Annotated in this window: 21 protein-coding genes and 1 tRNA gene; 16 read left to right on the top strand and 6 right to left on the bottom strand. The window is 72.1% G+C overall.

The window, feature by feature from the left end:
- Positions 1-51 precede the first annotated feature (51 nt).
- A complete protein-coding gene (gene serC / locus FB047_RS07735) occupies positions 52-1,173 on the bottom strand; it encodes a phosphoserine transaminase (RefSeq protein ID WP_136586617.1) in 1,122 nt (373 codons plus the stop codon).
- A gap of 99 nt (positions 1,174-1,272) precedes the next feature.
- Here serC and FB047_RS07730 point away from each other — a divergent pair, with 99 nt between their 5' ends.
- The 8 genes from FB047_RS07730 to FB047_RS07695 all read left to right on the top strand — a co-directional run bounded on the left by FB047_RS07730 (position 1,273) and on the right by FB047_RS07695 (position 8,807).
- Entirely contained in the window at positions 1,273-1,971 is a 699-nt protein-coding gene (locus FB047_RS07730) for an iron-dependent transcriptional repressor DtxR (protein WP_136586616.1), read from the top strand.
- 349 nt (positions 1,972-2,320) lie between these two features.
- Positions 2,321-3,127: a M23 family metallopeptidase gene (locus tag FB047_RS07725; RefSeq protein ID WP_240752670.1), complete on the top strand. Its 807-nt coding sequence runs from the start codon at positions 2,321-2,323 to the stop codon at positions 3,125-3,127.
- A gap of 342 nt (positions 3,128-3,469) precedes the next feature.
- Positions 3,470-3,967 (top strand): HNH endonuclease, encoded by a 498-nt coding sequence (locus FB047_RS07720; RefSeq protein WP_136586615.1) that lies wholly within the window; start codon positions 3,470-3,472, stop codon positions 3,965-3,967.
- Between the two features lie 148 nt (positions 3,968-4,115).
- Entirely contained in the window at positions 4,116-4,862 is a 747-nt protein-coding gene (locus FB047_RS07715; RefSeq protein ID WP_136586614.1) for a 3-oxoacid CoA-transferase subunit A, read from the top strand.
- Positions 4,859-5,497 carry a 3-oxoacid CoA-transferase subunit B gene (locus tag FB047_RS07710; protein WP_136586613.1) on the top strand — a complete coding sequence of 213 codons (639 nt, stop codon included), beginning with the start codon at positions 4,859-4,861 and terminating at the stop codon, positions 5,495-5,497. Before FB047_RS07715 ends, FB047_RS07710 begins: the two co-directional genes overlap by 4 nt.
- Before the next feature lie 3 nt (positions 5,498-5,500).
- Positions 5,501-6,667 (top strand): thiolase family protein, encoded by a 1,167-nt coding sequence (locus tag FB047_RS07705; protein ID WP_136586612.1) that lies wholly within the window; start codon positions 5,501-5,503, stop codon positions 6,665-6,667.
- 20 nt (positions 6,668-6,687) lie between these two features.
- Complete coding sequence (locus FB047_RS07700) at positions 6,688-7,455, top strand: IclR family transcriptional regulator domain-containing protein (RefSeq protein WP_136586611.1); 768 nt, start codon at positions 6,688-6,690, stop codon at positions 7,453-7,455.
- A gap of 194 nt (positions 7,456-7,649) precedes the next feature.
- Positions 7,650-8,807, top strand: coding sequence for a SpoIIE family protein phosphatase (locus FB047_RS07695; RefSeq protein ID WP_167494179.1), 1,158 nt, complete (start codon positions 7,650-7,652; stop codon positions 8,805-8,807).
- A gap of 62 nt (positions 8,808-8,869) precedes the next feature.
- On the opposite strand, the gene opgC is transcribed toward FB047_RS07695, so the two are convergent.
- Genes opgC through FB047_RS07675 form a run of 4 tightly spaced genes read right to left on the bottom strand, consistent with a single transcriptional unit; the run spans position 8,870 to position 14,102 of the window.
- Positions 8,870-11,443: an OpgC domain-containing protein gene (gene opgC, locus FB047_RS07690; protein ID WP_167494178.1), complete on the bottom strand. Its 2,574-nt coding sequence runs from the start codon at positions 11,441-11,443 to the stop codon at positions 8,870-8,872.
- Positions 11,440-11,856, bottom strand: a complete 417-nt coding sequence (locus FB047_RS07685; RefSeq protein ID WP_136586608.1) for an ATP-binding protein — start codon at positions 11,854-11,856, stop codon at positions 11,440-11,442. Before FB047_RS07685 ends, opgC begins: the two co-directional genes overlap by 4 nt.
- Entirely contained in the window at positions 11,849-12,184 is a 336-nt protein-coding gene (locus FB047_RS07680) for an STAS domain-containing protein (protein ID WP_136586607.1), read from the bottom strand. Before FB047_RS07680 ends, FB047_RS07685 begins: the two co-directional genes overlap by 8 nt.
- 1 nt (position 12,185) lies before the next feature.
- Positions 12,186-14,102 carry a glycosyltransferase family 2 protein gene (locus FB047_RS07675; protein WP_240752691.1) on the bottom strand — a complete coding sequence of 639 codons (1,917 nt, stop codon included), beginning with the start codon at positions 14,100-14,102 and terminating at the stop codon, positions 12,186-12,188.
- Positions 14,103-14,382: 280 nt separating this feature from the next.
- On the opposite strand from FB047_RS07675, the gene FB047_RS07670 reads away from it, so the two are divergent.
- The 5 genes from FB047_RS07670 (at position 14,383) to FB047_RS07650 (ending at position 22,620) form a co-directional block, all read left to right on the top strand.
- Entirely contained in the window at positions 14,383-15,111 is a 729-nt protein-coding gene (locus tag FB047_RS07670) for a hypothetical protein (RefSeq protein ID WP_240752669.1), read from the top strand.
- Entirely contained in the window at positions 15,111-16,655 is a 1,545-nt protein-coding gene (locus FB047_RS07665) for a DNA polymerase Y family protein (RefSeq protein WP_136586605.1), read from the top strand. Before FB047_RS07670 ends, FB047_RS07665 begins: the two co-directional genes overlap by 1 nt.
- 96 nt (positions 16,656-16,751) lie before the next feature.
- A complete protein-coding gene (locus FB047_RS07660) occupies positions 16,752-20,285 on the top strand; it encodes an error-prone DNA polymerase (RefSeq protein ID WP_136586604.1) in 3,534 nt (1,177 codons plus the stop codon).
- Between the two features lie 68 nt (positions 20,286-20,353).
- Positions 20,354-21,625, top strand: a complete 1,272-nt coding sequence (locus FB047_RS07655; RefSeq protein ID WP_167494177.1) for a DUF2510 domain-containing protein — start codon at positions 20,354-20,356, stop codon at positions 21,623-21,625.
- Between the two features lie 329 nt (positions 21,626-21,954).
- Complete coding sequence (locus FB047_RS07650; protein WP_136586602.1) at positions 21,955-22,620, top strand: peroxiredoxin-like family protein; 666 nt, start codon at positions 21,955-21,957, stop codon at positions 22,618-22,620.
- A gap of 45 nt (positions 22,621-22,665) precedes the next feature.
- Here FB047_RS07650 and coaBC read toward each other — a convergent pair whose 3' ends face one another.
- Entirely contained in the window at positions 22,666-23,877 is a 1,212-nt protein-coding gene (coaBC, locus tag FB047_RS07645; protein ID WP_136586601.1) for a bifunctional phosphopantothenoylcysteine decarboxylase/phosphopantothenate--cysteine ligase CoaBC, read from the bottom strand.
- 452 nt (positions 23,878-24,329) lie between these two features.
- Here coaBC and FB047_RS07640 point away from each other — a divergent pair, with 452 nt between their 5' ends.
- From FB047_RS07640 to FB047_RS07630, 3 genes are all read left to right on the top strand, one after another.
- Positions 24,330-25,094 (top strand): NRDE family protein, encoded by a 765-nt coding sequence (locus FB047_RS07640; RefSeq protein WP_136586600.1) that lies wholly within the window; start codon positions 24,330-24,332, stop codon positions 25,092-25,094.
- Between the two features lie 14 nt (positions 25,095-25,108).
- A tRNA-Arg gene (locus FB047_RS07635) sits at positions 25,109-25,181 on the top strand.
- Positions 25,182-25,485: 304 nt separating this feature from the next.
- On the top strand, positions 25,486-26,676 hold the full coding sequence (locus tag FB047_RS07630) for a thiolase family protein (RefSeq protein ID WP_136586599.1): 1,191 nt from the start codon (positions 25,486-25,488) through the stop codon (positions 26,674-26,676).
- Positions 26,677-26,690: the final 14 nt, after the last annotated feature.

Below are 26,690 nucleotides of genomic sequence, written 5' to 3'. Positions count from 1 at the left end.
TACGACGAAGGCCGCCCCGCGAGATGCGGGGCGGCCTTCGTCGTAGCGCGGTCAGGCGCCGGGCAGGTGCTCGATCGTGTAGTCGATCGCGCTGATGAGACGACGGACGTCGTCGGGCTCGATCGAGACGAAGGTCGCCACGCGCAGCTGGTTGCGGCCGAGCTTGCGGTAGGGCTCCGTGTCGACGATCCCGTTGGCGCGCAGGCTCTTCGCGATCGCCGCCGCGTCGATGCTGTCGTCGAAGTCGATCGTGACGACGACGGGGGAGCGGTCGGCGGGGTCGGCGACGAACGGGGTCGCCAGGTCGCTGGCATCCGCCCACGCGTACAGGGCGGAGGACGACTCGGCGGTGCGGGCACCGGCCCACGACAGGCCGCCGTTGTCGAGGATCCAGCCGAGCTGCTCGTCGAGGAGCAGGAGCGTCGCGAGCGCCGGAGTGTTGAGCGTCTGCTGCAGCCGCGAGTTGTCGAGCGCGTTCTTCAGGCTCAGGAACTCGGGGATGTAGCGACCGGATGCCGCGATCTTCTCGATCCGCTCGATCGCCGCGGGCGAGACCGCCGCGTACCACAGGCCCCCGTCGGAGCCGAGGTTCTTCTGGGGGGCGAAGTAGTAGACGTCGGCCTGGGCGATGTCGAGGTCGATGCCGCCCGCGGCGCTGGTGGCGTCGATCACGGTGAGGGCTCCGGCATCGCCCGCGACGCGGGTGACCGGGGCGGACACGCCCGTCGAGGTCTCGTTGTGCGGCCACGCGTAGACGTCGACGCCCTCGACGACCTCGGCGACCGTGCGGGTTCCGGGCGCGGCCTTGCGCACGTCGGGGGCCTGCAGCCACGGGGCGGCGGCCGCGGCGGCGAACTTGCCGCCGAATTCGCCGAAGACGAGGTTCTGGCTGCGGTTCTCGATCAGGCCGAAGGCGGCGGCATCCCAGAAGGCGGTCGACCCGCCGTTGCCGAGGATGATCTCGTAGCCCTCGGGGAGGCGGAACAGCTGCGCCAGGCGCTCGCGCGTGCTGGCGACGAGGTTCTTCACCGGCGCCTGACGGTGAGAGGTTCCGAGGATCGTCGCCCCGCGGGTGACGAGCGCCTCGAGCTGCGCACCGCGCACCTTCGAGGGGCCGCACCCGAAGCGGCCGTCGGCGGGCAGGAGGTCGGTGGGGAGTTCCACGTGCGGCATGGGTCCGATTCTAGGGTCCCGCTCTTCGCGCGCCCGCGCTCGTGTCGGAGGGGATCGGTAGGCTGGGAGGACTTGCCGCGCGACATCGAGGACTGCTGAATGACCGACCTGATCGACACCACCGAGATGTACCTGCGCACGATCCTCGAGCTCGAAGAGGAGAAGATCGTGCCGCTGCGCGCCCGCATCTCCGAGCGCCTCGGCCACTCGGGTCCGACGGTCTCGCAGACCGTGGGGCGCATGGAGCGCGACGGACTCGTCGTCGTCTCGGAGGACCGCCGGCTCGAGCTCACCGACGACGGACGCCAGAAGGCCGTCGACGTGATGCGCAAGCACCGTCTCGCCGAGCGACTGCTGAGCGACGTCATCGGTCTCGACTGGGCGTACGTGCACGACGAGGCCTGCCGGTGGGAGCACGTCATGAGCGAGCAGGTCGAGCGTCGCCTGGTCGAACTGCTCGGCCACCCGACCGAGTCGCCGTACGGCAACCCCATCCCGGGCCTCGACCAGCTCGGCGACACCGCCAGCTCGACGTTCGACGACGGCGTGGTGGGGCTCGTGCGCAAGCTCACCGACGCGGGTGGTCCGATCTCGGGCACCGTCCGCCGTCTGGCCGAGCCGGCGCAGGTCGATCCCGAGCTCCTTCAGCAGCTCAAGGCGGCCGGCGTCCTGCCGGGGGCGCGCGGCGAGTACCGCTTCAACGAGGGGTACGTCCTGGTGCAGATGGACGGTGTCGACGAGGGTCTCGAACTCCCCGTCGAGGTGGCCTCGCACATCTTCCTCGTCGCCGAGGCGTGAGGCGTCGGCCCGAGCGCCGAGGCTGAGCCTTCGCCGGGCATCGGGGACGGGCGGGGTCCGAAGCGTGACTTGTTCGTTATCTTCGGGTAGCCTCTGAGGGTCCACAGGCGAGAAGCCCGCCGTCGGACCCCTCGCGGTTTGCCTCATCGGCTCGTCGTCCGCAGAGGGTGAAGCCCGCACATCGTGCCCCCAAGATCGAGTGCTGACGAGCCAGCGTCATGGACGCAGAGGCGCCGGAGGAACTTTGGCTGAACACAACGATCCCGCTGCGGACCTACCCGAGGACCCCGCAACGGGCCCCACGCGAAAGAGCGCGCGCGCAGACGTCGCCCGCTCGACCCGCCGCCCCGTGACCCCGCGCATCGCCGCGACCGCGCCGACGACGCGCCCCGCCCCGACCGGCAGTGGCTCTTCGCCGCGCCGCGTCGGCAAGCCGCTGCGCAGCGCCGTGATCCTCTCGATGGTCGCGGGCCTGGTGGCGACGGTCGCGATCCCCGCGTACGCGGCCACCGTGCCCACGACTGAGAAGGTCACGCTGCAGCAGATGTCGGCTCCCGACAACCAGTCGCTGGTCGTCGCGTCCGACGCGACGGCCGAGAGCCTCGACCGCAGCAGCTACTCCGCCACCACCGCGGAGGAGATCCAGAAGAAGAAGGACCAGGAAGCTGCTGCGGCCGCCGCCGCCGAGCGCGCTCGACAGCTGGCATCCGCCGCCGGCGCGTCGGTGTCGAACGTCGACCTGAACATGACCGCCCCGGGCTCGGGGGAGGTGCGCTGGCCGCTGACCAGCTACATCCTCGGCCGTGGCCTGTGGGACTCGGGATACCACCAGGGCGTCGACCTGCTCGCCCCCGGTGGCCAGCCGATCTTCGCCGCCGCGGCGGGCGTCGTGAGCGTGTCGTCCGAGAGCTACGGCGGCTACGGCGTCGGCATCGTCATCGAGCACGTGATCAACGGCCAGAAGGTGTCGACGACGTACGGTCACATGACCTACGGCAGCCGTCAGGTGCAGGCGGGCGACACCGTCGCCGCCGGACAGCTGATCGGCCTCGTCGGTTCCACGGGCAGCTCGACCGCGAACCACCTGCACTTCGAGGTGCACATCAACGGTTCGGTGGTCGACCCCTACGCGTGGCTGCAGCAGAACGCGGGCTGACCTTCCCCTCGTGACGGCGGCGTGCCGGAGACGATCGTTCTCCGACACGCCGCTTTCCGTTTCCCCGCGCAGCCGACCCCGGGCGTGTCGTGGTGGGTTAGCCTGTCAGCGACGTCGGAAGAACCGGAGGGAACGCCGATGAACACCAGTCCGCGCATCCGCACCATGGATGCGCTCGGGCTGCTCGTTCTTCGGCATCGTGTGTTCGTATGCCGCGGTTTCGCCGCGATCACCCAGGCGCTGTCTGTCTAGACAGCGCCTTTTTTCATACCCCTGCGTCTCTGCCGTCGTCGCGAGTCGAACATCCGAGAAGCCGTCTCGGCCATTCGAGAGGAAGCGGAAATGCGCACACTGGTTCTCAACGCGGGCTACGAGCCCCTCGCCGTCGTGTCGTTCAAGCGGGCCCTCGTGCTCGTCATGAACGACAAAGCCACGGTCGTCGAACGCATCGAGGAAGACCCCGTCTGGGCGGCGGCCGGAACCTACGACCGCCCGGCGGTGATCATCCTCACGCGCTACGTGCGGGTGCCCGGGGCTCGGCAGGTGCCGGTGACGCGTCGCGGGGTCCTGCGTCGCGACGCCCACCGGTGCGCGTACTGCGGCAAGGCCGCCTCGACGATCGACCACGTCCTCCCGCGCTCCCGCGGGGGCAAGGACACGTGGGAGAACCTCGTGGCGTGCTGCCTGACGTGCAACAACGTCAAGGGCGACCGCACACCCCAGGAGATGCGCTGGGAGCTGCGGCTGGTGCCCGCTCCTCCGCGCGGCTCCTCGTGGACCGTCCGGGGGGTCGACAAGAGCGACCCGCGGTGGGAGCCGTACCTGGCGCTCGCCGCCTGAGCCGACGGGTCGGATGCCGTCCGGCCGGGATCCTGCCCGGACGGTGATTCCGCGCGCCCGCGACACGGGGGCGCGGCGGCGGCCTGGTCTCGCGAGCGGTAGCGGTGTACGCTAGGCGAATGCTTGTTCGCTCAACGAACGTCGACGCATGATCGACAAGACCGTCCCCGACGTCGCGGCCGCCGTCTCCGGCATCCGAGACGGCGCGACCGTGATGATCGGCGGCTTCGGTCGAGCCGGTCAACCGGTCGAGCTCATCGACGCGCTCATCGCCCACGGGGCATCGGGCCTCACCGTCGTCAACAACAACGCCGGAAACGGGGACACCGGCCTCGCCGCCCTCCTCGCGGCCGGTCAGGTGCGCAAGATGATCTGCTCGTTCCCCCGGCAGAGCGACTCCTGGGTGTTCGATCGGCTCTACCGCGCCGGCGAGGTCGAGCTCGAGCTCGTGCCCCAGGGCAACCTCGCCGAGCGCATCCGCGCGGCCGGGGCGGGCATCGGCGCCTTCTTCACCCCCACCGGCTTCGGCACGCAGTTGGCCGAGGGCAAAGAGACGCGCCGCATCGACGGGCGCGACTACGTGCTCGAGTACCCGATCCGCGCCGACGTGGCTCTCATCAGCGCCCGCGCCGCCGACCGCTGGGGCAACCTCGTCTATCGCGAGACGGCCCGCAACTTCGGCCCCATCATGGCCGCCGCCGCGACCACCACCGTCGTGCAGGTCGACGAGATCGTGCCGCTGGGTTCCCTCGACCCCGAGGGCGTCATCACCCCGGGTCTGTACGTCGACCGTGTCGTCGCCGTCGGTGAGCGCCGCTGGCTCCGCGACGGCGCCTTCGTCGGCGGAGTCGACATCGAGGGCCGACCCCTGGAGTCCGAGGAGGGCACCGCATGACCACCCGCATCTCGCGCTCCGAGCTCGCCGCGCGCGTGGCATCGGACATCCCCGAGGGCGCCGTGGTCAACCTCGGCATCGGCGCGCCCACCCTCGTCGCCGACTACCTGCCCGAGGGGCTCGAGATCGTGCTGCACACCGAGAACGGCATGCTCGGCATGGGTCCGGCCCCCGAGCGCGGCCGGATCGACCCCGACCTCATCAACGCCGGGAAGCAGCCCGTCACCGCGCTCGCCGGGGCGGCGTACTTCCACCACGCAGACTCCTTCGCGATGATGCGCGGCGGACACCTCGACGTCTGCGTGCTGGGGGCGTTCCAGGTGTCGGCCGGCGGCGACCTCGCGAACTGGTCGACCGGCGAGCCCGGGGCGATCCCCGCGGTCGGCGGGGCGATGGACCTCGCGATCGGCGCGAAGGACGTCTACGTCATGACCGACCTGCTCACCAAGGGCGGCGAGCCCAAGCTGGTCGCATCCTGCAGCTACCCGCTGACGGGCGTCGGGTGCGTCTCGCGCGTCTACACCGACCACGGCGTCTTCGACGTCACCTCCGACGGCTTCCGCGTGCGGGAGCTGTTCGGCGACAACACGCACGCCGAGATCGAGCAGCTCCTCGGCCTGGAACTGGAGTCCTGACCCATGCCCGCTTCCTTCGTCTACGACGCCGTCCGCACGCCCTTCGCGCGGCACGGCAAAGCGTTCGCCGACGTGCGCCCCGACGACCTCGCGGCCACCGTGATGGCATCCGTCGTCGAGCGCACCGGGATCGACCCCGCCCGCATCGAGGACGTGATCTTCGGCGATGCGAACCAGGCGGGCGAGGACAACCGCAACGTGGCGCGCTTCGGGGCACTCCTCGCGGGCTTCCCGTCGTCCGTGCCCGGAACGACCATCAACCGCCTCTGCGGATCGTCTCTGGATGCCGTGATCCAGGGCTCGCGCGCGATCGAGGCGGGCGACGCCGAGGTGATCCTCGCGGGCGGCGTCGAGTCGATGACCCGCGCCCCCTTCGTGGTCGAGAAGAGCCCACGGCCCTTCCCCGCGGCGAACCAGACGATGTGGAACACCTCGATCGGCTGGCGCATGACCAACCCGCGCCTGCGGAAGGACTGGACGATCTCGAACGGCGAGAGCGCCGAGAAGCTCGCCGAGATCCACGACATCTCGCGCGAGGAGCAGGACGCCTTCGCCGCGCGCAGTCACCGCCTCGCCGCCAGGGCATGGGCCGAGGGGCGCTTCGCCGACGAGATCGTGCAGGTCGAGGGGCACGCCCTCGCGCGCGACGAGGGGATCCGCGACGACTCAACCGCCGAGGTGCTCGCGGGGCTGCGCCCGGCGTTCCGCGCCGACGGCACGGTCACCGCGGGCAACTCCTCGCCGATCAACGACGGCGCCTCCGCCGTGCTGCTGGGCGCCGAGGGGGCGCTGGACGCCGAGCCCCTCGCCCGCATCGCCGGGCGGGCCGCGTTCGGCAACGACCCCGACGTGTTCGGCGTCGCCCCCGTCGAGGCCGCGAACCGGGCTCTCGCGCGCGCGGGCCGGTCCTGGGACGAGGTGAGCTTCGTCGAACTGAACGAGGCGTTCGCCTCGCAGACCCTCGCGTGCGCGAAGCTGTGGACGGCCCTCGACCCCGCGCTCCTCAACGAGAACGGCGGTGCCATCGCGATCGGCCACCCGCTGGGCGCCTCGGGCGGCCGCATCATCGCCCGGGCCGCGCACGAGCTGAAGCGCCGGGGCGGAGGGGTCGCGGTCGCCGCGATCTGCATCGGGGTCGGTCAGGGCCTCGCCGTCGTCCTCGAGCGCTGACGCGCGGATAGGGTGAGGCGGTGGACGAGCAGGGTGCCCCCGAGACCGTGCAGGCCTTCGCGCGAGGCCTCGCCGTCATCCGCGCCTTCGACGCGCAGAACCGTTCGCTGACGCTCAGTGACGTCGCCCGCCGCGCCGACGTCACGCGCGCCGCGGCCGGCCGGTTCCTCCGCACGCTCGAGAGCCTGGGGTACGTGCGCAGCGATGGGCGGTTGTTCACGCTGACCCCGCGCGTGCTCGAGCTCGGATTCAGCTACCTGTCGGCATCCACCCTCCCCGACGTCGTGCAACCGCACCTCGAGGCGCTCTCGCGCGCGACCGACGAGAGCGCCTCGGCGGCCGTGCTCGACGGCTCCGACATCGTCTACATCGCCCGCGTGCCGCTGCGGCGCATCATGTCGGTGGGCATCACCGTGGGCACGCGCTTCCCCGCGACGGCGACGAGCATGGGGCGGGTGCTGCTCGCGCACGCGGACGAACGGATCGTGGATGCCGTCCTCTCGGCGCCGCTGCCCGCCCACACGCCGCAGACCCTCACCGACCCGGACGCCGTGCGCGCCGAGCTGCAGCGGGTGCGCGAGCGCGGATGGGCGATGGTCGACGGCGAGCTCGAGCCGGGACTGACCTCGGTGGCCGTCCCCCTGCGCTCGCGCGACGGAGAAGTCGCGGCGGCCGTGAACGTGTCGATGAGCAGCGGCCGTCACGCCGACGAGGTGGTGCGCGAGCGGTTCGTGCCCGCGATGCTCCGCGAGGTCGAGGCGATGGAGGCCGATCTGCGGTTGCTGTAGCCGAGGCCCCGGTGGCCGTCTTGCGCAGAATCGCCCTCGCCGCGGATCCCCTCGATAGGGTCGGAATGTCGGCGCGATCGATTCCGCGACGACGCGGGGGAGTCTTCGAGTCGAGCTCCGTCCGCGTACGCGAGAGAGTGCCGGTCGCCGCGGAACAGCGCGGCGAGATGCCTCACGCGGAAGGACGACCTTCGATGACCACCGACACTCCCGCCCCCGCGACGGCCGCTGAGCGGACCGGCCTGCTGGACTCCCCGCCCGAGGAGCGCTTCGACCGGATCACCCGTCTCGCGCGCGAACTGTTCGACGTCGACTACGCCCTGGTGAACATCGTCGACGCCGACGAGATCTACACGAAGTCGCAGCCCGAGGGGCCGCGCTTCGGTCGATCGCCGCTCGAGGCGGTGTTCTGCGGCGAGACCGTCAAACAGGACGGCCTGCTCGAGGTCGACGACGCCACCGCCGACGAGCGGTTCCGCGACATCGCCGCGGTGACGGAGTACGGGATGCGGTTCTACGCCGGCTTCCCCCTGCGCACCGACGACGGGGAGGCCGTCGGCACGCTCTGCCTCCTCGACTCCGACACGCGCTCCCTCGACGCCGCGCAGCGCGCCACTCTCGAACAGTTCGGACGCTGGGCGCAGGCCGAGGTGCGCCAGAGCGACGACGAGGGGCACGCCGCAGCGGCCGGTCCCGCCCCGACGCGCGACGGCCTGGACGGCGCCGACGGCGTGCGCCTGGCATCCCTCGCGATCCCGCACGGAGTCGTCAGCGGCGACAGCAGCGGATGGCAGCAGGTGGGCGGCAGGGTGGTGCTCACCCTCGCCGACGTCATGGGCAAGGGGGAGGCGGCCGGGGCCGTCGCCGAGGCACTGCTGGGAGCACTGCAGGCGCGACGCGACATGCAGCCGGTCGAGGCCATGCTGTCGGTGGAGGCCGAGGCCCGCTCCGACGGTCGATACCGCGACGTGTTCGCGACGGTGTTCCACGCGGTCGTGGACGCCGCCTCGGGCACCGTCGACTTCGTCGACGCCGGGCACGGGCTCACCCTCGTGCTGCACGCCGACGGAACGAGCGAGCGGCTCGACTCCCGCAACCTGCCGCTCGGGCTCCGGCCCGCGGACGTCGAGTGGGAGCCCGGCCGCGTGCGGGTCGGACGGGGTGACCTGCTCGTGAGCGTCTCCGACGGGGCGCTCGACGCGTACGACTCCACCCTCGAGAGCCTCCGCATGATCGGCGACGACCTGCGGGCGGCCGCCGACCCGCGTGGCTTCTTCGACGAGCTCGCCCTGAAGGTCTCGACGCACGAGGTCGACGACGACGTCACGGCCGTCGTACTGTCGGTGCACTGACCGATACGGATGCCGGGTCCGCGCGCAGACGCGCGGGTCCCGGCATCCGTGCTCCCCGGAGCTCAGCGGGGGATCACGCGGAAAAGGAAGCGCGAGCGGACCATGGCGAAGATGATCCCGATCACCGCCGCGTGGATGAGCGTGCCCTGCCACAGGCTGCCGCGGTCGAGCCCCGGGATGTTCGCCACGGCGAGCACGAAGAACACGTGCACGATGAACACGTACAGGCTGGCCTGGCCGAGGGGGATCCACAGCCACCCCATGCTCTTCTCGAGCGGCTTCCACGCGACCGTCAGCACCGCGTAGCTGCACACCAGGACGAGGGGCAGGTCGAGCAGTCGCCCCCACTCGAGGAAGATGCGCTGATAGCCGGAGTCGTACAGGTTCGCGTAGAGGTCGGCGGGGAAGGGCACGGGGGTGAAGCCGTAGGCCTGACCCGCCCAGAGGTACACCAGGATGCCGGCATAGCCGACGACGAAGATCCCCACCCCGATCTTGCCCGGGAGCGAGGTGAGGGCCCGGATGATCTGCCGGCGGTAGAAGCCGATGACCAGGCCGTGGGTGAACAGCACCTGCCACAGCGCGAGGGGGAACACCGCGTCGAACTGCGAGGGGAGGCGCAGGGCCTCGGGCGCGAAGCCGTGCAGGGCGTAGACGCCCCAGCTGAGCGCGAGCACCAGCCACCACAGGCGGCGTTTGATGAGCCACATCAGAGCGGGGTAGGCCAGGCTCAGCACCACGAACAGGCCCATGATGTTGAACGGCCAGGGCCCCATCTCGAGCAGGAGGAACTGGCGCACCGCGTACCACGGGGGCGGATAGTCGAGCAGTCGCTCGCCGTTGGGATACAGGTCGTACACGCGGCCGCTGTCGCCCGTGCCGCCCTCGCCCGTTCCGCGGTCGGTGAACGTCGTGATCGCGGAGGCGTCGACGAAGGGCACGAAGCCGATCGCGAAGATCAGCAGGATCACCGCGAGCGCGACGACGTACTGCTTGCGCGCGCGTCCCCACGCCGCCACCGCGGCGCCCCACTCGCCGGCCCGCGCGACCGCCGCGGGGAAGACCATCCCGAGCACGATGCCGCTGAGCAGCACGAACAGCTCGGCCCCGGTGATCGCGCCGATCGCCTTCAGGGAGGCGTAGGCGAACGGGCTCGTCACCTCGATGTGCGTGACGACCACGACCACGATGATGAAGCCGCGCACCATGTCGATGCGCAGGTCGCGACTGGCCGAGGTGTCGTCGTAGCGCCACTTCGGCAGGGCCCGGCCGATGATCCCGGATGCCAGGAACGCCACCGCGAGGACGGCAGCGCTGCCGGTGATCCAGTTCATCTCCTCGTTCGGATCGGCCCCGGCCTGGCGCACCTGCACGGTCGCGGCGGAGCCCTGAGCGGGGGTGACGACGTCGGAGACCGGCCCCCAGCGGATGAGTCCGGTCGAGACGAGGTCATTGCGCAGGGCGGAGGCCACCTCTCCGTTCGCCGTCGCTCGCCAGTCGACCTGCCGTCCGCCGGCCTCGGCCTCGTCGCGCACGACCTCGAGCCACGTCACCCCGGAGATGAGGGGATGCCGGTCCAGCTCGGCGAGCACCTGCGTCCACCATCCGCGTTTCACCGACAGCTCGGAATCGCCGTCGCGCCCGAAGTCGTACAGGGCGCCGGTGTCGAGGAGGAGGGTCTTGCCCTCGCCCACGGCGAACCGGTCGTAGAACGACGCGCGCGGCGCGGTCGTGTACCCCCACCGCTCGTCGAGGCGGGCGGCGACCTCGCCGTCCTGCGGAGCGGTGTTGAGCTCGAGCGGGACGTCGCGGCCGGCCGCCGCGGCCGACTCGCCCTTGCCGAAGTAGTACAGCGACAGGCCCACGCGGTCGACGGAGTCGGCATCCGGGAAGTACGGGCCGTAGGGGTCGTCGGCCTCGGTGAACAGGCCGTCGCCGTCGGTGTCGATCGCGACGCGGTCGCGCGCGGTGATGGCGTCGAGGCGGCCGTCGGCGCGCTCGAAGGGGTATCCGGCGCCGTAGGAGGGACTCCACACCGTCTCGGCCGCGGACGAACCCGCGTGCACCGCGGCGGCCACCGTCTCGAACGCGCTCACGTAAGCGGTGGGCTGCTGACCCCACGAGACCCAGGAGCCGTTCATCTCGGGGGCGAAGCGCACGAACTGCTCGGTGCCGTACTGCGAGCGGTAGCGCTCGAGCCGGGTGTTGAGGTCGGCGGCGTCGGCCTCGGTGAGGGCCGCGAGTTCGACCGAGGGCTCGAGGGTCAGCACCAGGGACGCCCCCTGCGCAGCGACCTGCAGGGCGGCGTGCTGCCACTCCGAGATCGAGCGGGCGTCGAGCGGATACGACACGCGCACGCTGTACATCGCGGGCGTCTCGCCGAGGCGCGTGCGGTACCCGTCGGGGCCGTCGTCGCCCCAGTTCAGCTCGGGCCCGAAGCGCACCCCGTCGGTGGCGGGGGCGGCGGGCGTCGGGGTCGGCTCCGGATCCGCCGTCGGAGTCGGGGATTCGGTGGTCGCGCCCGCGACGGTCACCGCCGCGGGTGTCGCGGCGGCGAGAGCGGGAGCGCCGGTGAGGAGGAGGAGCGCGGCGGCGGCCCCCACGGCCGCCGCGATCCGTCGCACCGCGCGCGTCACGTCCTTCTCGTCTCCAATGTCCACACGTTGCGATCGCCCTCGCGGCGGAAGTCGACGTCGTCTACCCCCGCGTTGGCGAGGGCGAGGCCGCGGCCGCTCTCCTCCTCGGCATCCGCCATGCGCACCGACGCGAGATCGAGCAGGGGAGGATCGCCGTCGTCGCGGAACGTCGCGACCAGCCTCTGCGCATCGGCGAAGAGGTCGAGCGTGAACCGTCGCGCATCGGAGTCCCCGCGCGAGTGCTCGACGATGTTGCCGGCGATCTCGATCACCGCGGTCTCGAAGCCGAACCGCGTCGACGGCGTCACCTCGCCCACCTCGTCCCACCATCCGGCCAGCAGGTCGAAGATGGCCTCGAGGCTCGCCGGGGCGACGGCCGCGTCGAGCGAGCGCCGCGCGTCGCCGTCAGTCACGGAGGGCCTCGTCGACGCTCGGGCGGGGACGCAGCACGCGGTCGAGGTTGGTGAGACCGAGGACCATGGTCACCTGTTCGCTCGGTGCGGCCAGTCGCAGATCGCCCCCCGCCTGACGGGCGGTCTTCAGGCACGCCACGAGGGCGCCGAGTCCCGACGAGTCGACGAACTCGGTCTGCGACAGGTCGACGACCACGATGTCGCCCGCGCCGCGCGTGATCTCGGCGGTCACCGTTTCGCGGAACGACTTCGCCGACACCATCGTCAGCCGGCCTCGCGGGGTCACGACCGTTCCGTCGGTGCGGGAATCGATGTCGACCTGGAGCATGTCAGTAACCCTTCGGTAGGTGGTCGGAGGCGGAGTACAGCACCGCACGGATGATGATGCTGAAGACGGCGAGGTCGTAGAGGACCCAGGCGATGTTGACGAGCGGCGCGATGCCCTCGGCCTGGCCGACGGCGTAGCGGATCGTGACGACGCCGAGCGAGGCGACGAGCGCGCCCATCACCCACAGCTGCGGCTTGACCAGGTCCCACCGGGGGCGGTTCTCGAGCGAGCGGGTCTTCGGAGTCACCGAGAAGCCGAGCGAACGGCCGCGGTAGACGTTGTCGAAGGCGCTCGTGACGGAGCGGATCCACACCGGGAACAGGGCGAGCGAGTACTGCGCGCCCCGCCAGGTCGGTCGTCCGTTCGCCACGACGAGGAAGAGCAGCTGGTTGATGACGAAGAACGGGATGAAGCGGGCGAAGAAGTCCACGCTCCACGCCTGCACGGGCATGACCCCGAACGACAGGTACAGCACGGGGGCGGCGACGTACACGAGGGCCGCGAAACCGGAGAGGTAGCTCCACATCGTGCCGAAGTACATCAGGCGCTGGCCCCAGCTCATCCCCCTCTGCACGAGCGGGTTCTCGCGGAACATCACCTGCATCGTCCCCTGCGCCCACCGCAGGCGCTGGGTGAGCATCGTGGGCAGGTCCTCGGGGGCGAGGCCCTTCGCGAGCACCTCGTCGTGGTACACCGACTTCCAGCCGAGGCCGTGCAGGCGCATCGAGGTGGCCATGTCCTCGGTGACCGAGATCGTGGCGAGGGGCATGATCGCCTGCGCCTCCTCTTCGCGCCCGACGTCGAAGGACTCCACGAGCATGCTGACCGACTCCACCGCGGCCAGCGGCGACAGGCTGCGCTCGCCGAGGGCCTCGAGGGCGAGGTCGTCGAGAGCGGCGAGGGCGGCCGGGTCGCCCGTGACCTCGGCCAGTTCGGCGAGTTCGGCGCGCACCTCGGCGATGTCCTGGTCGGCGAGCTCGCGGCGCACCGCCATGATCTGCCGCTGGAAGGCGTAGGTGAGGTCGGCGAGGGCGTCGCCGCGCGCGATCCCCGCCTTGAGGTCGTCGAGCGCGACCGAGACGCGATCGAGGGATGCCACGATGCGGGCGTCGGAGGCGTGCTCGCGCCGCGCGCGGGCGAGAACGCGACGCGAGGAGCGGATGCCGCGGTTGACGGCGAGCGTGACCTCGCCGACGTAGCGCGAGACGCCGAGCTGCATGAGCGCCTCGCGGCGCAGAATCGCGTTGGAGCCGCAGAAGAAGGCGGCGTTCCACCCGTCCTTGGACTGCTGGATCGGGCCGTAGAACAGCGGGGCCTGGCTGCCGAGCGGATCGCTGGCCGGCACGTTGGTGAACCACTGCGGCGTCTGCACGAGGGCGACGCGGTCGTCTTCGAACCAGCCGAGCGTGCGGTCGAGGATGTCGGGGGAGGGGATCTGGTCGGCGTCGAGGATGAGGAAGAACTCGCCCTCGGTGACCATCAGAGCGTTGTTGAGGTTGCCGGCCTTGGCGTGGCGCGGGCGGTCGCGCCACGCCTCCGAACGGGTGATGACGCCGATGCCCTCGGCTTCGGCGAGGACGCGCAGCTCGGCGCGGTCGCCGTCGTCGAGGATCCAGGTCTCGTGCGGATAGCGGATCGCCTTGGCGGCACGGGCGGTCTCCATGACGAGGTCGAGGGGCTCGTTGTAGGTCGTCACGAGCACGTCGACCGTCACGTCGTGGCGCAGCGGGGGAGCGTCGTGACGCTCGCGCAGCCGCCACGCGCCGAGGCCGAAGAGGAGGGAATCGATGAGGCTGTACGTCTCGGCGAGGACGAGCGGGACCGCGATCCACCAGGACTCCCAGTTCACCGACGCCAGCCAGCGCCAGGTGATGTAGTTGATCCCCGTCGCCGCCGACAGGATGACGATCACGCGCACCAAGGCCAGGCGTCGTACGCGCGAGACGTCACGACGCCGGGCCTGCCGTCGCAGATCATCGCGACGGATCGTTGTTTCGACGACCAATGGGGGGAACCTTCCGTCTCTTTTCATCTTCTCTGAAGACGGGGTCCGCCGTCGATCCTTGACGCGCACGTCCTCGACGCGGGAGGGTACGCCCTCCGGGATGGCGGGAGGCGATCGGAGCGATGTCGGAGGTCGATCGTATCTTCGACCCACAGGGATTGAGAGAGTAGAACACATGTTCTAACCTGTGGGAGTGAGGGCGATCGTGAGAGACCAGGTGCAGGCCGTACCCGACATCACCGCGCTGCGCGATCGCCTCGAGCGCATGCAGGGGCGGCGCATGGACGCCCCCGTGCTCCCGACGCATCCGGCATTCTCCTCGCTTCTGCCCGGGGGAGGGTTGCGCTCGGGCTCGGCGTACGCCCTCGCCCGGTCGGCGTCCCTGCTGCTGGCGCTGATGGCGCGCCCCTCTCAAGACGGCGCCTGGTGCGGGGTCATCGGCATGCCCGAGCTGGGGGCCGAGGCCGCCGAGAAGTACGGCCTCGACCTCGACCGGCTCGTCTTCATCCCCGACCCGGGTCCGCGCTGGCTCGCGGTGACCGCGACGATCACCGAGGTGCTGCCGGTGGTGGCCGTGCGCCCGCCGGCCGTATCCGCGGCCGCGCGGGGAGGGGCCGAGACCACCCGACTGGCCGCGCGCCTGCGCGACCGCGGGTCGGTGCTGCTGGTGCAGGGCGCCTGGCCGCAGGCCGAGGCCGTGATCGACGTGGCCGATCCGCGATGGGCGGGACTCGGGCAGGGGCACGGGTATCTCGCCGGTCGCGAGCTCACGGTGTCGGTCAGCAGTCGCCGCTCGCCCCACCCCCGTCGCGCCCGCATGATGCTCCCCGCGGCCGACGGTTCGATCGAACTGCTGGGCGCCCCCGCCGAGCGCCTCGTCCCGCGCGAGCGCGAGACCTTCCCCGTGCGGGCGGTGGGCTGATGGCTGCGCCGACGCGCAGCCTCGTGCTGTGGTTCCCCGACTGGCCGATCACGGCGTTCGTGCGCGAGGCGGTGTCCCCACCCCGGCCGGATGCCGCCGTCGCGGTGTTCGCGAACAACCTCGTCGTCGCGTGCTCCTGGGCGGCGCGCGCGCAGGGCGTGCGACGCGGCCAGAAGCGACGTGATGCGCAGGCACTGTGCCCGGGACTGCAGGTGGTGGCCGCCGACCCCGTGCGCGACGCTCGCGCCTTCGCCCCCGTCGTCGCCCGCATCGAGGAGCACGCCCCCGGCGTGCAGGTGGTGCGTCCGGGACTGTGCGCCCTGCGGGCGCGGGGTCCGGCCCGCTACTACGGGGGCGAGCTCGAGGCGGCGCGCACGCTGATCCGCCTGCTCGACGACGACGGGTACGGCGGTGTGCGCGCGAGCGTGGCCGACGGCGTCTTCACCGCCGAGCAGGCGGCACGCGCGGCCGGCGCCGACGAGCCCGTGCGCGTCGTGCCGCCCGGAGAGGCGGGGGCTTTCCTCGCGCCGCTGTCGATCGCGACCCTCGACGACGACGAGTTCGGCAGCCTCCTCTCGCGCCTAGGGGTGCACACCCTCGGCGATCTGGCCGGGCTGCCGGTCGAAAGGATGCGGGAGCGGTTCGGCGAGAGGGGGGTGCGCCTGCACGCCCTGGCCGGGGGACTCGACTCGCAACCGGTGCAGCCGCGCACGCCCCCGCCCGAGCTCCACCGCGACGTCGCCTTCGAGCCTCCCCTCGAACTGGCCGACCAGATCGCCTTCGGCATGCGCGTGGCGGCCGAGGAGTTCATCGCGCGCCTCGGCGCGCACGATCTCGTCTGCACCGAACTGCGCGTCGTGCTGACCGGCGAACGGGGGGAACGCAGCGAACGCGTGTGGTTGCACCCCGGTTCGTTCGACGCCGCCGGGGTGGTCGACCGCGTGCGCTGGCAGCTCGCCGAAGACGCCCAGGGGATCTTCGGCAGCGGGGTCGCGGGGGTGCACATCGAGCCCGAGGCCGTCGACGCCGCCGCGCACCACGCCCGGGGGCTGTTCGGGGCGGGGCCCGACGAGCGCGTGCACCACGCGCTCTCGCGCGTGCAGGCGATGCTCGGCCACCGCGCGGTGGTGACGCCGGTCATCGGCGGAGGGCGATGGCTCGCCGAACGGCAGGTGCTGGTGCCGTGGGGCGACCGGGCCGTCACCGCGAAAGAACGCATGCGCCCCTGGCCGGGGAGCCTCCCCGACCCCCTCCCGGCCACCGTCTACCCCGAGCCCCGGCTGGTGGGGGTCACCGACATCGCGGGAGCACCCGTCACCGTGGGCGAGCGCGACGTGCTGAGCGCTCCGCCGGCGGTGCTCGAAACGGCCGGGCACCGCCGACGCATCCAGGAGTGGGCGGGCCCCTGGCCGATCAGCGAGCGCGGCTGGGATCCCCTGCGTGCACGCCGGGCGCACCGGTTCCAGGTCGTCGACGCCGATGGGGGCGCCTGGCTGCTCGTCGTCGAAGAGGGCGAATGGCGAGCGGAGGGGCGCTATGACTGACGGCCGCTCGTCCTCTGTCCGATCGTCCTCTGTCCGCTCGTCCTCTACCCGCAGGCGGGCCTCCGCGCCGTCGGCGTCCGACGCGGAGGTGCACTGATGGGCTGGACCAATCCGCCGGTGAAGTGGTCCGAGCTCGAACGTCTGCTCAGCGACGCCCGACGTCCGACCGGCGCTCCGCCGAACGGCGACGGCGGTGACAGCCCGGCGTGGTCGCACAAGCGCGGCGCCTACGTGCCGCCGACGATCGAGCGTCCGACCGACACCGTGCCGTACGCCGAACTGCACGCGCACTCGTCGTACTCGTTCCTCGACGGAGCCTCCTCGCCCGAAGAGCTCGTCGAAGAGGCCGAACGCCTCGGTCTGCACGCCCTCGCGCTCACCGATCACGACGGGTTCTACGGCATCGTGCGCTTCGCCGAAGCGGCCGAGGCCCGCACGGTGAAGACGGTGTTCGGGGCCGAGCTGTCGTTGGGACTCCCCGGCCCGCAGAACGGCGAGGCCGATCCGACCGGCTCGCACCTGCTCGTGCTCGCGCGACGCGAAGAGGGCTACCACCGCCTCGCCGCCGCGATCACCCACGCGCAGCTCAGCGGCGCCGAGAAAGGACGCCCGGTCTACGACCTGGAAGATCTCGCCGAACGCGCCGGAGGACCACGCGATCCCCAGTGGGCGGTGCTCACCGGATGCCGCAAGGGCGCGGTCCGGCAGGCCCTGGCGTTCGAGGGGCCGGCGGGGGCGGCGCGCGAACTCGACACCCTCGTCGAGCTGTTCGGACCCGAGGCCGTGCACGTCGAGCTGATGGACCAGGGCGACCCGCTCGACTCGCGCCGCAACGACGTGCTCGCCGCGCTCGCCGCCGAGCGGGGGCTCCCCACCCTCGCCACGAACAACGTGCACTACGCCGCCCCGCAGAAGCAGGTACTGGCCGCCGCCGTCGCCGCGGTGCGCGCGAATCGCGGCCTCGACGAGCTCGACGGGTGGCTCCCCGCCCACGCCGGGGCGCACCTGCGCTCGGGAGTGGAGATGGCCGCGCGCTTCGCCCGGTATCCGGGGGCGGTGGCGCGCACGGTGGCGCTCGCCGACGAGATCGCGTTCCCCCTGCGCCGGGCCAAGCCGGCCCTGCCGAAGCAGAAGGTGCCCGAGGGGCACACGCCCATGTCGTGGCTGCGGCACCTGGTCTGGGAGGCCGTGCCGAGGAAGTACCCGAATCTCTCCGACGACGACCGCCGCCGCATCGAGCGCGAACTCGAGGTGATCGAGATGAAGGACTTCCCCGGATACTTCCTGATCGTCTACGGCATCGTCGCCGAGGCCCGCCGCCGCGGCATCCTGTGTCAGGGGCGCGGATCGGCCGCCAACAGTGCCGTCTGCTACCTGCTCGACATCACCGCGGTCGACTCCATCTTCTACAAGCTGCCGTTCGAGCGGTTCCTGTCGAGCCTGCGCGACGAAGAACCCGACATCGACGTCGACTTCGACTCCGACCGGCGTGAAGAGATCATCCAGTGGGTGTACAAGGAGTACGGGCGCGAGCGCGCGGCCCAGGTGGCGAACGTCATCCAGTACCGCCCGAAGAACGCCGTGCGCGACATGGCCCGTGCCCTGGGGCACTCGCCGGGGCAGCAGGACGCCTGGTCGAAACAGGTCGAGCGGTGGGGAGCGACGCTCGAGACCGGGTCGGATCACGACATCCCCGACCAGGTGATCGAGTTCGCCTCCGAGCTGTTGAAGGCGCCCCGGCATCTCGGCATCCACTCCGGTGGCATGGTGCTCACCGATCGACCGGTGGGCGAGGTGGTGCCCATCGAGCACGCGCGCATGGAGAACCGCACCGTCATCCAGTGGGACAAAGACGACGCCGCGTGGATGGGGCTGGTGAAGTTCGACCTGCTGGGGCTCGGGATGCTCGCGGCGCTGCAGTACTGCTTCGACCTGATCCGGGATGCCACGGGCGAGGTGTGGGAGCTGTCGACCCTGCCGAAAGAAGAGAAGGCCGTGTACGACATGCTCTGCCGCGCGGACTCGATCGGGGTCTTCCAGGTGGAGTCGCGCGCGCAGATGGGACTGCTGCCGCGCCTGCAGCCGCGGAAGTTCTACGACCTCGTCGTGCAGATCGCCCTCATCCGACCCGGGCCCATCCAGGGCGGGGCGGTGCACCCCTTCGTGCGACGCAAGCTCGGCCAGGAGGAGATCACCTACGTTCACCCCAAGCTCGAGCCGGTGCTGTCGCGCACGATGGGCGTCCCGGTGTTCCAGGAGCAGCTCATGCAGATGGCGGTGGCCGTGGGCAACTGCTCCGCCGAAGACGCCGACCTTCTGCGACGGGCGATGGGGTCGAAGCGCGGGCTCGAGCGCATCGACTCCCTTCGCGAGACGCTGTACGCGGGCATGGCCGAGAACGGCCTGGTCGGTCGGGTCGCCGACGAGTTGTACGCCAAGATCCAGGCGTTCGCCAACTTCGGGTTCGCGGAGTCGCACTCGCTGTCGTTCGCGCTCCTGGTCTACGCGAGTTCGTGGATCAAGCTGCACTATCCGGCGGCCTTCCTGGCGGGACTCCTGCGGGCGCAGCCCATGGGGTTCTACTCGCCCGCGACCCTCACCGCCGACGCCCGCCGGCACGGCGTCGTGGTGCGCCGCCCCGACCTGCTGCGTTCGGAGGTCCAGGCATCGCTCGAACCGCTCGACGACACCGCGGTTCCGGCGAGGGGGGCGGATGCCGAGACCCCGGCGGGAGCATCGGACGGCGGCGCCGAAGGGCCCCCGCGGGGCGTGCCGGTCGGCGGGGCGGGCCGACAGGCCACTCCGCCCCGCGGCGTCGGGGCCGCGACCGGACGCGACACCTGTACGCACCGGGACCAGCCCCCGACCGGGGAGTTCGATCCCACCGCGCCCGACGAGACCCTCGCCCACCGTCGTGACGGGGGCTTCGCCGTGCGGTTGGGGCTCGCGGGGGTGACCGGGATCGGGGTGAAGGTCGCCGAACGCATCGTCGCGGAGCGCGAGAGCGGGGGCGCCTACCGCGACCTGCGTGATCTCGTGCGGCGTACGGAACTCGTCACCGCGCAGATCGAGGCGCTCGCCACGGCGGGGGCGTTCGAGTGCCTCGGGCACACGCGACGCGAGGCGATCTGGCTCGCCGGTTCAGCGGCGATGGACCGTCCGGAGTTCCTCCCCGACTCGATGGTGTCGGTGCAGCCCCCGCTGTTCACCGATGCCTCCAGCTACGAGGTGCTCGCCGCCGACCTGTGGGCGACGGGGCTTTCGGCCGACGACCATCCGTTGACGCATTTCCGCTCCGCGCTCGACGCCCGAGGGGTGATCACCTCGCGCGAACTGCGGACGTTCGAGACCGGTCGACGCATCGAGGTCGCGGGACTGGTCACCCATCGGCAGCGGCCGGCCACGGCATCCGGAATCACCTTCCTCAACCTCGAAGACGAGCACGGCCTCATGAACATCATCTGCTCGGTGGGGGTGTGGAACAGATACCGCCGCGTCGCCCGCGAATCTCCCGCCCTCATCGTGCGCGGCATGCTCGAACGCTCGGTCGAGGGCGTGACCAACGTCGTCGCCGACGGGTTCACCGACCTGCGTGTCGGGGTCTCGCACGCGTCGCGGGACTTCCGATGACGAGAGACGGCCTCACTAGACTCGGGGCAATCTCGCCCGGTTCCGCACCAGACAGTAGGGGACACGACATGACCGACACGCCCACACCGCCCGACGGCTGGTACCCCGACCCCGCAGGCGGCGGCGGTCTGCGCCGCTGGGACGGCGCGAGCTGGACCGACGAGGTGCGCGCGGTCGACGGATCGCCGCGGGCCGCGTCCTCGCCCGCCGAGGGGGAGTCGTCGAGCGCCGCCGCGGTGGCCGAACCGGAGTCTCCGGTCGCGGGATCGGACAGCGCCGGTGCAGCGGAGTCCGGACGGGAGGCGGCGTCGACCGTTCCGGACGAGCCGGGGGTCGTCACGGCATCCGAGCCCGGTGCGACGCCGGAGCCTGTCGCGGGGGGCGAGCCCGCAGCTGCGTCCGAGCCCGCGTCCGCCGAGCCCGTCGCGGGGCATGAGCCCGCGCGCGCCGTCGCGTCCGAGCCCGCACCCGCCGAGCCCGCCGCCGCGCCCGAGCCCGTATCCGCCGGGCCCGTCGCCGGGTCCGAGTCTTTCGTCGCACCCGCCGAGCCCGCGTCCACCGCGCCCGAGCCCGCGCCCGCCGAGCCCGCGTCCGCGCCCGCCGAGCCCGCGTCCGCCGCGCCCGAGCCCGCGCCCGCCGCACCCGCAGCGAGCGTCCCGCCCGTCGTCCCGCCGGTGGCGCCCGTGTCGGCGCCCGCCCCGTCGGCGTACCCGTCCGCGCCCGCGTACCCCGGCGCCGCGGCATCCTCCACTCCGCCGGCCCACCCGGGTGCGCCCGCCTACCCGGGCGCACAGGCCTACCCCGGTGCGCTGGCCTATCCCGGTGCGAACGCGTCGGCCGCCCCCGCCCCGCGCACCGACATCGCGACCAACACGGTCTGGGTCTGGCTGCTGGCCGTCCTGCCGCTGGTCGGCGTGCTCGCGCTGTTCCTGTTCGACTGGTCCACCTTCATCCAGGAGTCCATCTACGCGCAGGTCTACGGCGGCGGATCCACGGCCACCGAGACGATCGTGTCGGCCGTGACCACGCTGGTGAGCGTCGTCTACTACGCCGTCACCGTGCTGTTCGCCTTCCTCGACTGGCGCCAGCTGCGCGCGCGGGGGGTCGAGCGGCCGTTCCACTGGGCGTGGAGCTTCTTCGTCGTGATCATCAGCAGCGGGCTGGTCTACGTGATCGGTCGCGCCATCATCCTGCGCAAGCGCACGCGCGGCGGTCTCGCCCCGATGTGGGTGGCCATCGCCGTCAACGTCGTCTCGCTCATCGCGATCATCGGCTGGGGGATCTACCTGCTGTGGCAGATCATCCCGCTGATCGAACAATTGCAGTACTACGGCTACTGACCCCGCGTGCGACACCTGGGAGTCGCACGCTGACGCCGCGTGCGACACGCGGGTGTCGCGCCGGGCATCGCGCGCGAGAGTGACGTTTCGCGTGACTACACCGGGGTGTCGCGCGCGGGTGAGGCGTTTCGCGTGACGACACCGGGGCGTCGCGCGCGCGTGAGGCGTTTCGCGTGACGACATCCGGGTCTCGCGTCGGGCACCGCGCGCGAGTGTGACGTTTCGTGACGCCGTGCATCGTCGCGTGACGACGACGGACCCCGCCCTCTGTGGGCGACATACGCTCCTCGGACCGGCGCCTGACGCCGAGAGAGCCGGGGAGGCCACGCATGTCCACACCGTCCATCGCCCAGCAGGTCGACGAGTTCAACGGCGGGTTCGAAGCCCAGATCGGCGATCGCCTCGCCTCGGTGTTCGCGGGGGAGCAGTCCGATCTGCGCGACGCGGGAGTTCCCTCCCGTGCGCTCGGTGTCGGCGACCACGCGCCCGACGCCGAGCTCCTCACCGCCGACGCGACGCCGACGACCTTCGCCGCGGCGCGTGCCGGCGCCGCCGCGGTGGTCGTCTTCTATCGCGGGGCCTGGTGCCCCTACTGCAACATCACGCTGCGCACCTACCAGCAGGAACTGCTGCCCGCCCTCCGTGACCGCGACGTCGCGCTGATCGCCGTCTCCCCGCAGACCCCCGAGGGCTCGACGCAGACCGTGACGAACGGCTCCCTCGAGTTCACAGTGCTCTCCGACCCGGCGAACGCGTTGGCCGCCGGCTTCGGCATCGTCACCGAGCCGAGCAGCGCCGCCCGCCAGGCCCACACCGAGCTCGGATTCGACGTGGCCGACAGCAACGCCGACGACACCGCCCGCATCCCGTTCCCCTCGGTCTACGTGATCGATGCGGACGGCACCATCCGTTTCGCCGACGTGCACGTCGACTACACGACGCGCACCGAGGCCGACGAGATCCTCGCCGCGGTCGACCGACTGCAACAGGACTGACCCCGGGCCGCGGGCCCCGCACCGGTCGTCGCCGTGCGGGGCCCGTCAGCTCTGCGGCGCGGCGCGGACCGCCACGATCGCATCCAGGAGCGCGTGGGCGGTCTCGTCCTTCGATCCGGATGCCGTGGCGACGATCCGACCGCCGCGATCGACGATCGTGAGACTGTTGTCGGCCGTCTCGAAGCCGCGGGTCCACCCGACGGCGTTGGCGGCGAGCAGGTCGACGCCCTTGCGCGCGGCCTTGGCGCGCGCGCGTTCGAGCAGCTCAGCGTCATCCGCCACCGTCTCGGCGGCGAAGGCGACGATCGTCTGCCCCTCCCGCCGCGCGCCGACCAGGCCGGCGACGATGTCGCGGTTCTCGACGAGCTCGAGGGTCAGCCCGCCGGGGGAGTCCTGCTTGCGCACCTTCTGCTCCGACACCGCGGCCACGGAGTAGTCGGCGACCGCCGCGGCCATGACGATCACATCGGCGTCGGGGGCCGCGGCATCCATCGCCCGCCCGAGCTCATCTGCCGTCGCCACCGAGACGACCTCGATGCGCGGGTCGGGGCGGACATCGGCGTCGAGGTGCGCGGCGACGAGGGTCACGCGCGCGCCGCGATCGGCTGCCGCGCGGGCGATCGCGATGCCCTGGCGACCGCTCGAGCGATTGCCGAGGAAACGCACCGGATCGATCGGCTCGCGCGTGCCTCCCGCGCTGACCACGAGCGAGACGCCGTCGAGGTCGCGCGGGCCCTCGACGAGGGCGAGGGCGGCCGCGACGATCTCCTCGGGCTCCGACATGCGTCCGGGGCCGGAGTCGCCGCCGGTGAGGGCGCCGTCGGCCGGGCCCACGACGTGGACGCCCCGCCCGCGCAGCACCTCCATGTTGTGCGCGGTCGCCGGGTGCCGCCACATCTCCGTGTGCATCGCCGGAGCCACCACGACGGGCGCGGTCGTGGCGAGGAGCGTGGTGCCGAGCAGATCGGACGCGAGTCCCGCCGCCATCGAGGCGAGGGTGTTCGCCGTGGCCGGGGCCACGATGACGAGATCGGCCGATTGCCCGAGAGCGACATGGCGCACCTTCGCGACGTCGTCGTGCACCGACGTGGTCACGGGATTGCGACTGAGCGCCTCCCACGTCGGCAGCCCCACGAAGCGCAGCGCGTCGTCGGTCGGGATCACGTGCACGTCGTGCCCGGCCTTCACCAGCGCGCGCACGAGGCCGACGGTTTTGTAGGCGGCGATGCCCCCGGTCACTCCCACGACGACGAACATCGCTCCAGTCTTCCAGGTCGCCCGGGTCGTCGACGGGCGTGTTCGCGCCGCGCGGGAACAGGATGCCGCGGGCGGGCCGTCGTGATGTCCCACTCCTGGCACATGGCTGCGGCGGGCGAGCGCGTCAGGCGCCCGCGCGAGCGCAGGGGATCCGCCGAGAACAGGATGATGCGGGGTGGCGGCGTCCTGTTCCGGAGCGATGTCCTGTTCTCGGCCGGTGGCTGCCCCGGCTCCGAGCGCGAGGAGCCGCCGCGAGCGCACGGCGCGAGCCGCCCGCCGCACGGCGCGAGCCGTCGCTGCGAGACACTTGCACGCCGCACGCCGCACGCCGCACGCCGCGAGCCGCCCGCCGCACGCCGCGAGCCGCCCGCGGCACGCCGCGAGCCGTCGCTGCGAGACGCCGGGCCCGCTGCACGGCTCCCGGCGCCCGCCGCGCGGGTACCGTGGGAGGAATGTGCACGGTCGTGATCGACGTCCCCCGCAACGACGGTGAGCCCGTCCGACTGCTCGCCGTGCGAGACGAGGACCGCGACCGCCCCTGGCGGGGCCTCGGCCCCTGGTGGCCCGCGCACGAGGGCGTGGTCGGCGTCCGCGACGATCGCGCGGGCGGTGCCTGGCTCGCGGTCGATCCCCGGGCCGGCCGGCTCGCCGTGCTGCTCAACCGCGAAGACCTCTCCGACCGCGGCGACGACGAGGTGGTCAGCCGCGGCAGCATCCCCCTCGAGGCGGTGGGGCGCGGCATCCCGGATCATCCGGCGACGCGCGGCTTCAACCTCGTCGAGGTGGATGCCGACGGCGCCCACCTCGTGGAGTGGGACGGTCTCTCCGCCCGCCGCACGCGCCTCGCTCCGGGCACCCACATGATCGCGCACCACGCCGCCGACGACCCCGGAACCCCGCGGATCGCCCGATGGCTCGAGCCGTTGCGAGCGGCGGGGATCGCCGCGGGACCCGAGTGGTGGATGCCGTGGCTCGACGTCGTCGAGCGGGCGACGGTCGATCCCTCGGCCTCGATCCTGCGCCGCGACGAGCACGAAGGACACGTGCTCGAGTCGCTGCTCGTCTGCGCCGCGAGTGTCGGTCCGGACGGCGTCGAGGTGCGTGAGGCCACGCTCGCCGAGCCCGGGCGATGGGACGAGGGCATTGCGGCCGGACTCCGTGCGCAACCCGGCGCCGCGACGCCGTCAGCGGCGACTCGCGCCGACGCCGCGCAGTAGGCTGGGACGATCCCGCCTCCGTAGCTCAGGGGATAGAGCGCCGCACTCCTAACGCGGGCGTCGCAGGTTCGAATCCTGTCGGGGGCACCGATTCGCGAGGCGATCCGTCTCCGCCCCGCCGCCGATGTACGCCCCGCCGCAGCGCGTCCCCCCGCCGCCGCGCCCGCCCCCGCCGCCGTACGCTCCGCAGTCGTGCGAGATCACACGTTCGGCGCGAGATCACAGGCGCCGGGCCGCACCGAACGTGGCGGCTCGCGCCGATCGTGTGATCTCGCGCCCCGCCCGTTGCCCCCGCGCCCGCCGCGTGGCATGATTACTGAACGATCGGTCGGAAAACCTCGCAGTCGAGGTGGACGCGACCCCGCCAGAGCCGGCGGGGGAGAGGATGGCGATGACGCAGGCGTTTCTCATCGGCGGTGCACGCACCCCGGTCGGGCGGTACGGCGGGGCTCTGGCATCCGTCCGCCCCGACGACCTGGCGGCCCTCGTGGTCAGCGAAGCCGTGGCCCGCGCGGGCGTTCCCGCCGAGGCGATCGACGAGGTGATCCTCGGGGCCGCGAACCAGGCGGGGGAGGACAACCGCAACGTCGCCCGCATGGCCGTGCTGCTGGCCGGGCTTCCCGACGCGATCCCCGGTCTCACCGTGAACCGCCTGTGCGCCTCGGGTATGAGCGCCATCGCGCTCGCCGCGCAGGCGGTGCGCGCGGGCGACGCCGACATCGTCGTGGCCGGGGGCGTGGAGTCCATGACTCGAGCGCCCTGGGTGCAGGCCAAGCCCGAGCGCGCGTGGGCGAAGCCGGGGGCGGCATTCGACACCTCGATCGGCTGGCGCTTCACCAATCCGCGTCTCGCCGCGCGCGACAAGGCCACGTTCACCATGCCCGAGACCGCCGAAGAGGTCGCGCGCGTCGACGCCGTCTCGCGGGCCGACGCCGACGCCTTCGCGCTGCGCAGCCACGAGAGGGCGATCCAGGCGCAGGATGCCGGGAGGTTCCGCGACGAGATCGTCGCCGTCGAGACCGCCCGAGGCCTGGTCGACACCGACGAGGGGCCGCGGCGCGACACCTCGCTCGACGCGCTCGCCGGGCTCCGACCGGTCGTGAAGGGAGGCGAGGTCGTGACGGCCGGGAACTCCAGCTCACTGAACGACGGTGCCTCCGCGATCGTCGTCGCCAGCGCCGACGCGGTCGAGCGCTACGGACTGAGGGCGCGAGCGCGCATCGTCTCGCACGCCTCCGCGGCCCTCGCCCCCGAGATCATGGGCCTCGGCCCCGTGCCCGCTACCGAGAGGGCTCTCGCGAAGGCGGGGCTGTCGGCATCCGACCTCGGCGCGGTCGAGCTGAACGAGGCCTTCGCCTCGCAGTCGCTCGCGTGCATGCGCCGGCTGGGTCTCGACCCCGAGATCGTCAACGCCGACGGCGGCGCGATCGCGCTCGGACACCCGCTGGGCTCGAGCGGGTCGCGGTTGCTCGTGACCCTGCTCGGCCGCCTCAAGCGCGAGAACGCACGATACGGCCTCGCGACGATGTGCGTCGGCGTCGGCCAGGGCACGGCGATGATCGTGGAGCGGGTCGATGCGTGACGCGGAGGCGGGTC

It is taken from the genome of Microbacterium hydrothermale (assembly GCF_004854025.1).
Taxonomy (GTDB): domain Bacteria; phylum Actinomycetota; class Actinomycetes; order Actinomycetales; family Microbacteriaceae; genus Microbacterium; species Microbacterium hydrothermale.
This window is presented reverse-complemented; position numbering and strand designations above follow the sequence as displayed.

Excerpts from the sequence above, each read along its gene's own strand:
- serC (WP_136586617.1), bottom strand. The coding sequence starts at position 1,173 with ATGCCGCACGTGGAACTCCCCACCGACCTCCTGCCCGCCGACGGCCGC.
- FB047_RS07730 (WP_136586616.1), top strand. The coding sequence starts at position 1,273 with ATGACCGACCTGATCGACACCACCGAGATGTACCTGCGCACGATCCTC.
- FB047_RS07720 (WP_136586615.1), top strand. The coding sequence starts at position 3,470 with ATGCGCACACTGGTTCTCAACGCGGGCTACGAGCCCCTCGCCGTCGTG.
- FB047_RS07715 (WP_136586614.1), top strand. The coding sequence starts at position 4,116 with ATGATCGACAAGACCGTCCCCGACGTCGCGGCCGCCGTCTCCGGCATC.
- FB047_RS07710 (WP_136586613.1), top strand. The coding sequence starts at position 4,859 with ATGACCACCCGCATCTCGCGCTCCGAGCTCGCCGCGCGCGTGGCATCG.
- FB047_RS07705 (WP_136586612.1), top strand. The coding sequence starts at position 5,501 with ATGCCCGCTTCCTTCGTCTACGACGCCGTCCGCACGCCCTTCGCGCGG.
- FB047_RS07695 (WP_167494179.1), top strand. The coding sequence starts at position 7,650 with ATGACCACCGACACTCCCGCCCCCGCGACGGCCGCTGAGCGGACCGGC.
- FB047_RS07680 (WP_136586607.1), bottom strand. The coding sequence starts at position 12,184 with ATGCTCCAGGTCGACATCGATTCCCGCACCGACGGAACGGTCGTGACC.
- FB047_RS07665 (WP_136586605.1), top strand. The coding sequence starts at position 15,111 with ATGGCTGCGCCGACGCGCAGCCTCGTGCTGTGGTTCCCCGACTGGCCG.
- FB047_RS07660 (WP_136586604.1), top strand. The coding sequence starts at position 16,752 with ATGGGCTGGACCAATCCGCCGGTGAAGTGGTCCGAGCTCGAACGTCTG.
- FB047_RS07655 (WP_167494177.1), top strand. The coding sequence starts at position 20,354 with ATGACCGACACGCCCACACCGCCCGACGGCTGGTACCCCGACCCCGCA.
- FB047_RS07650 (WP_136586602.1), top strand. The coding sequence starts at position 21,955 with ATGTCCACACCGTCCATCGCCCAGCAGGTCGACGAGTTCAACGGCGGG.
- coaBC (WP_136586601.1), bottom strand. The coding sequence starts at position 23,877 with ATGTTCGTCGTCGTGGGAGTGACCGGGGGCATCGCCGCCTACAAAACC.
- FB047_RS07640 (WP_136586600.1), top strand. The coding sequence starts at position 24,330 with ATGTGCACGGTCGTGATCGACGTCCCCCGCAACGACGGTGAGCCCGTC.
- FB047_RS07630 (WP_136586599.1), top strand. The coding sequence starts at position 25,486 with ATGACGCAGGCGTTTCTCATCGGCGGTGCACGCACCCCGGTCGGGCGG.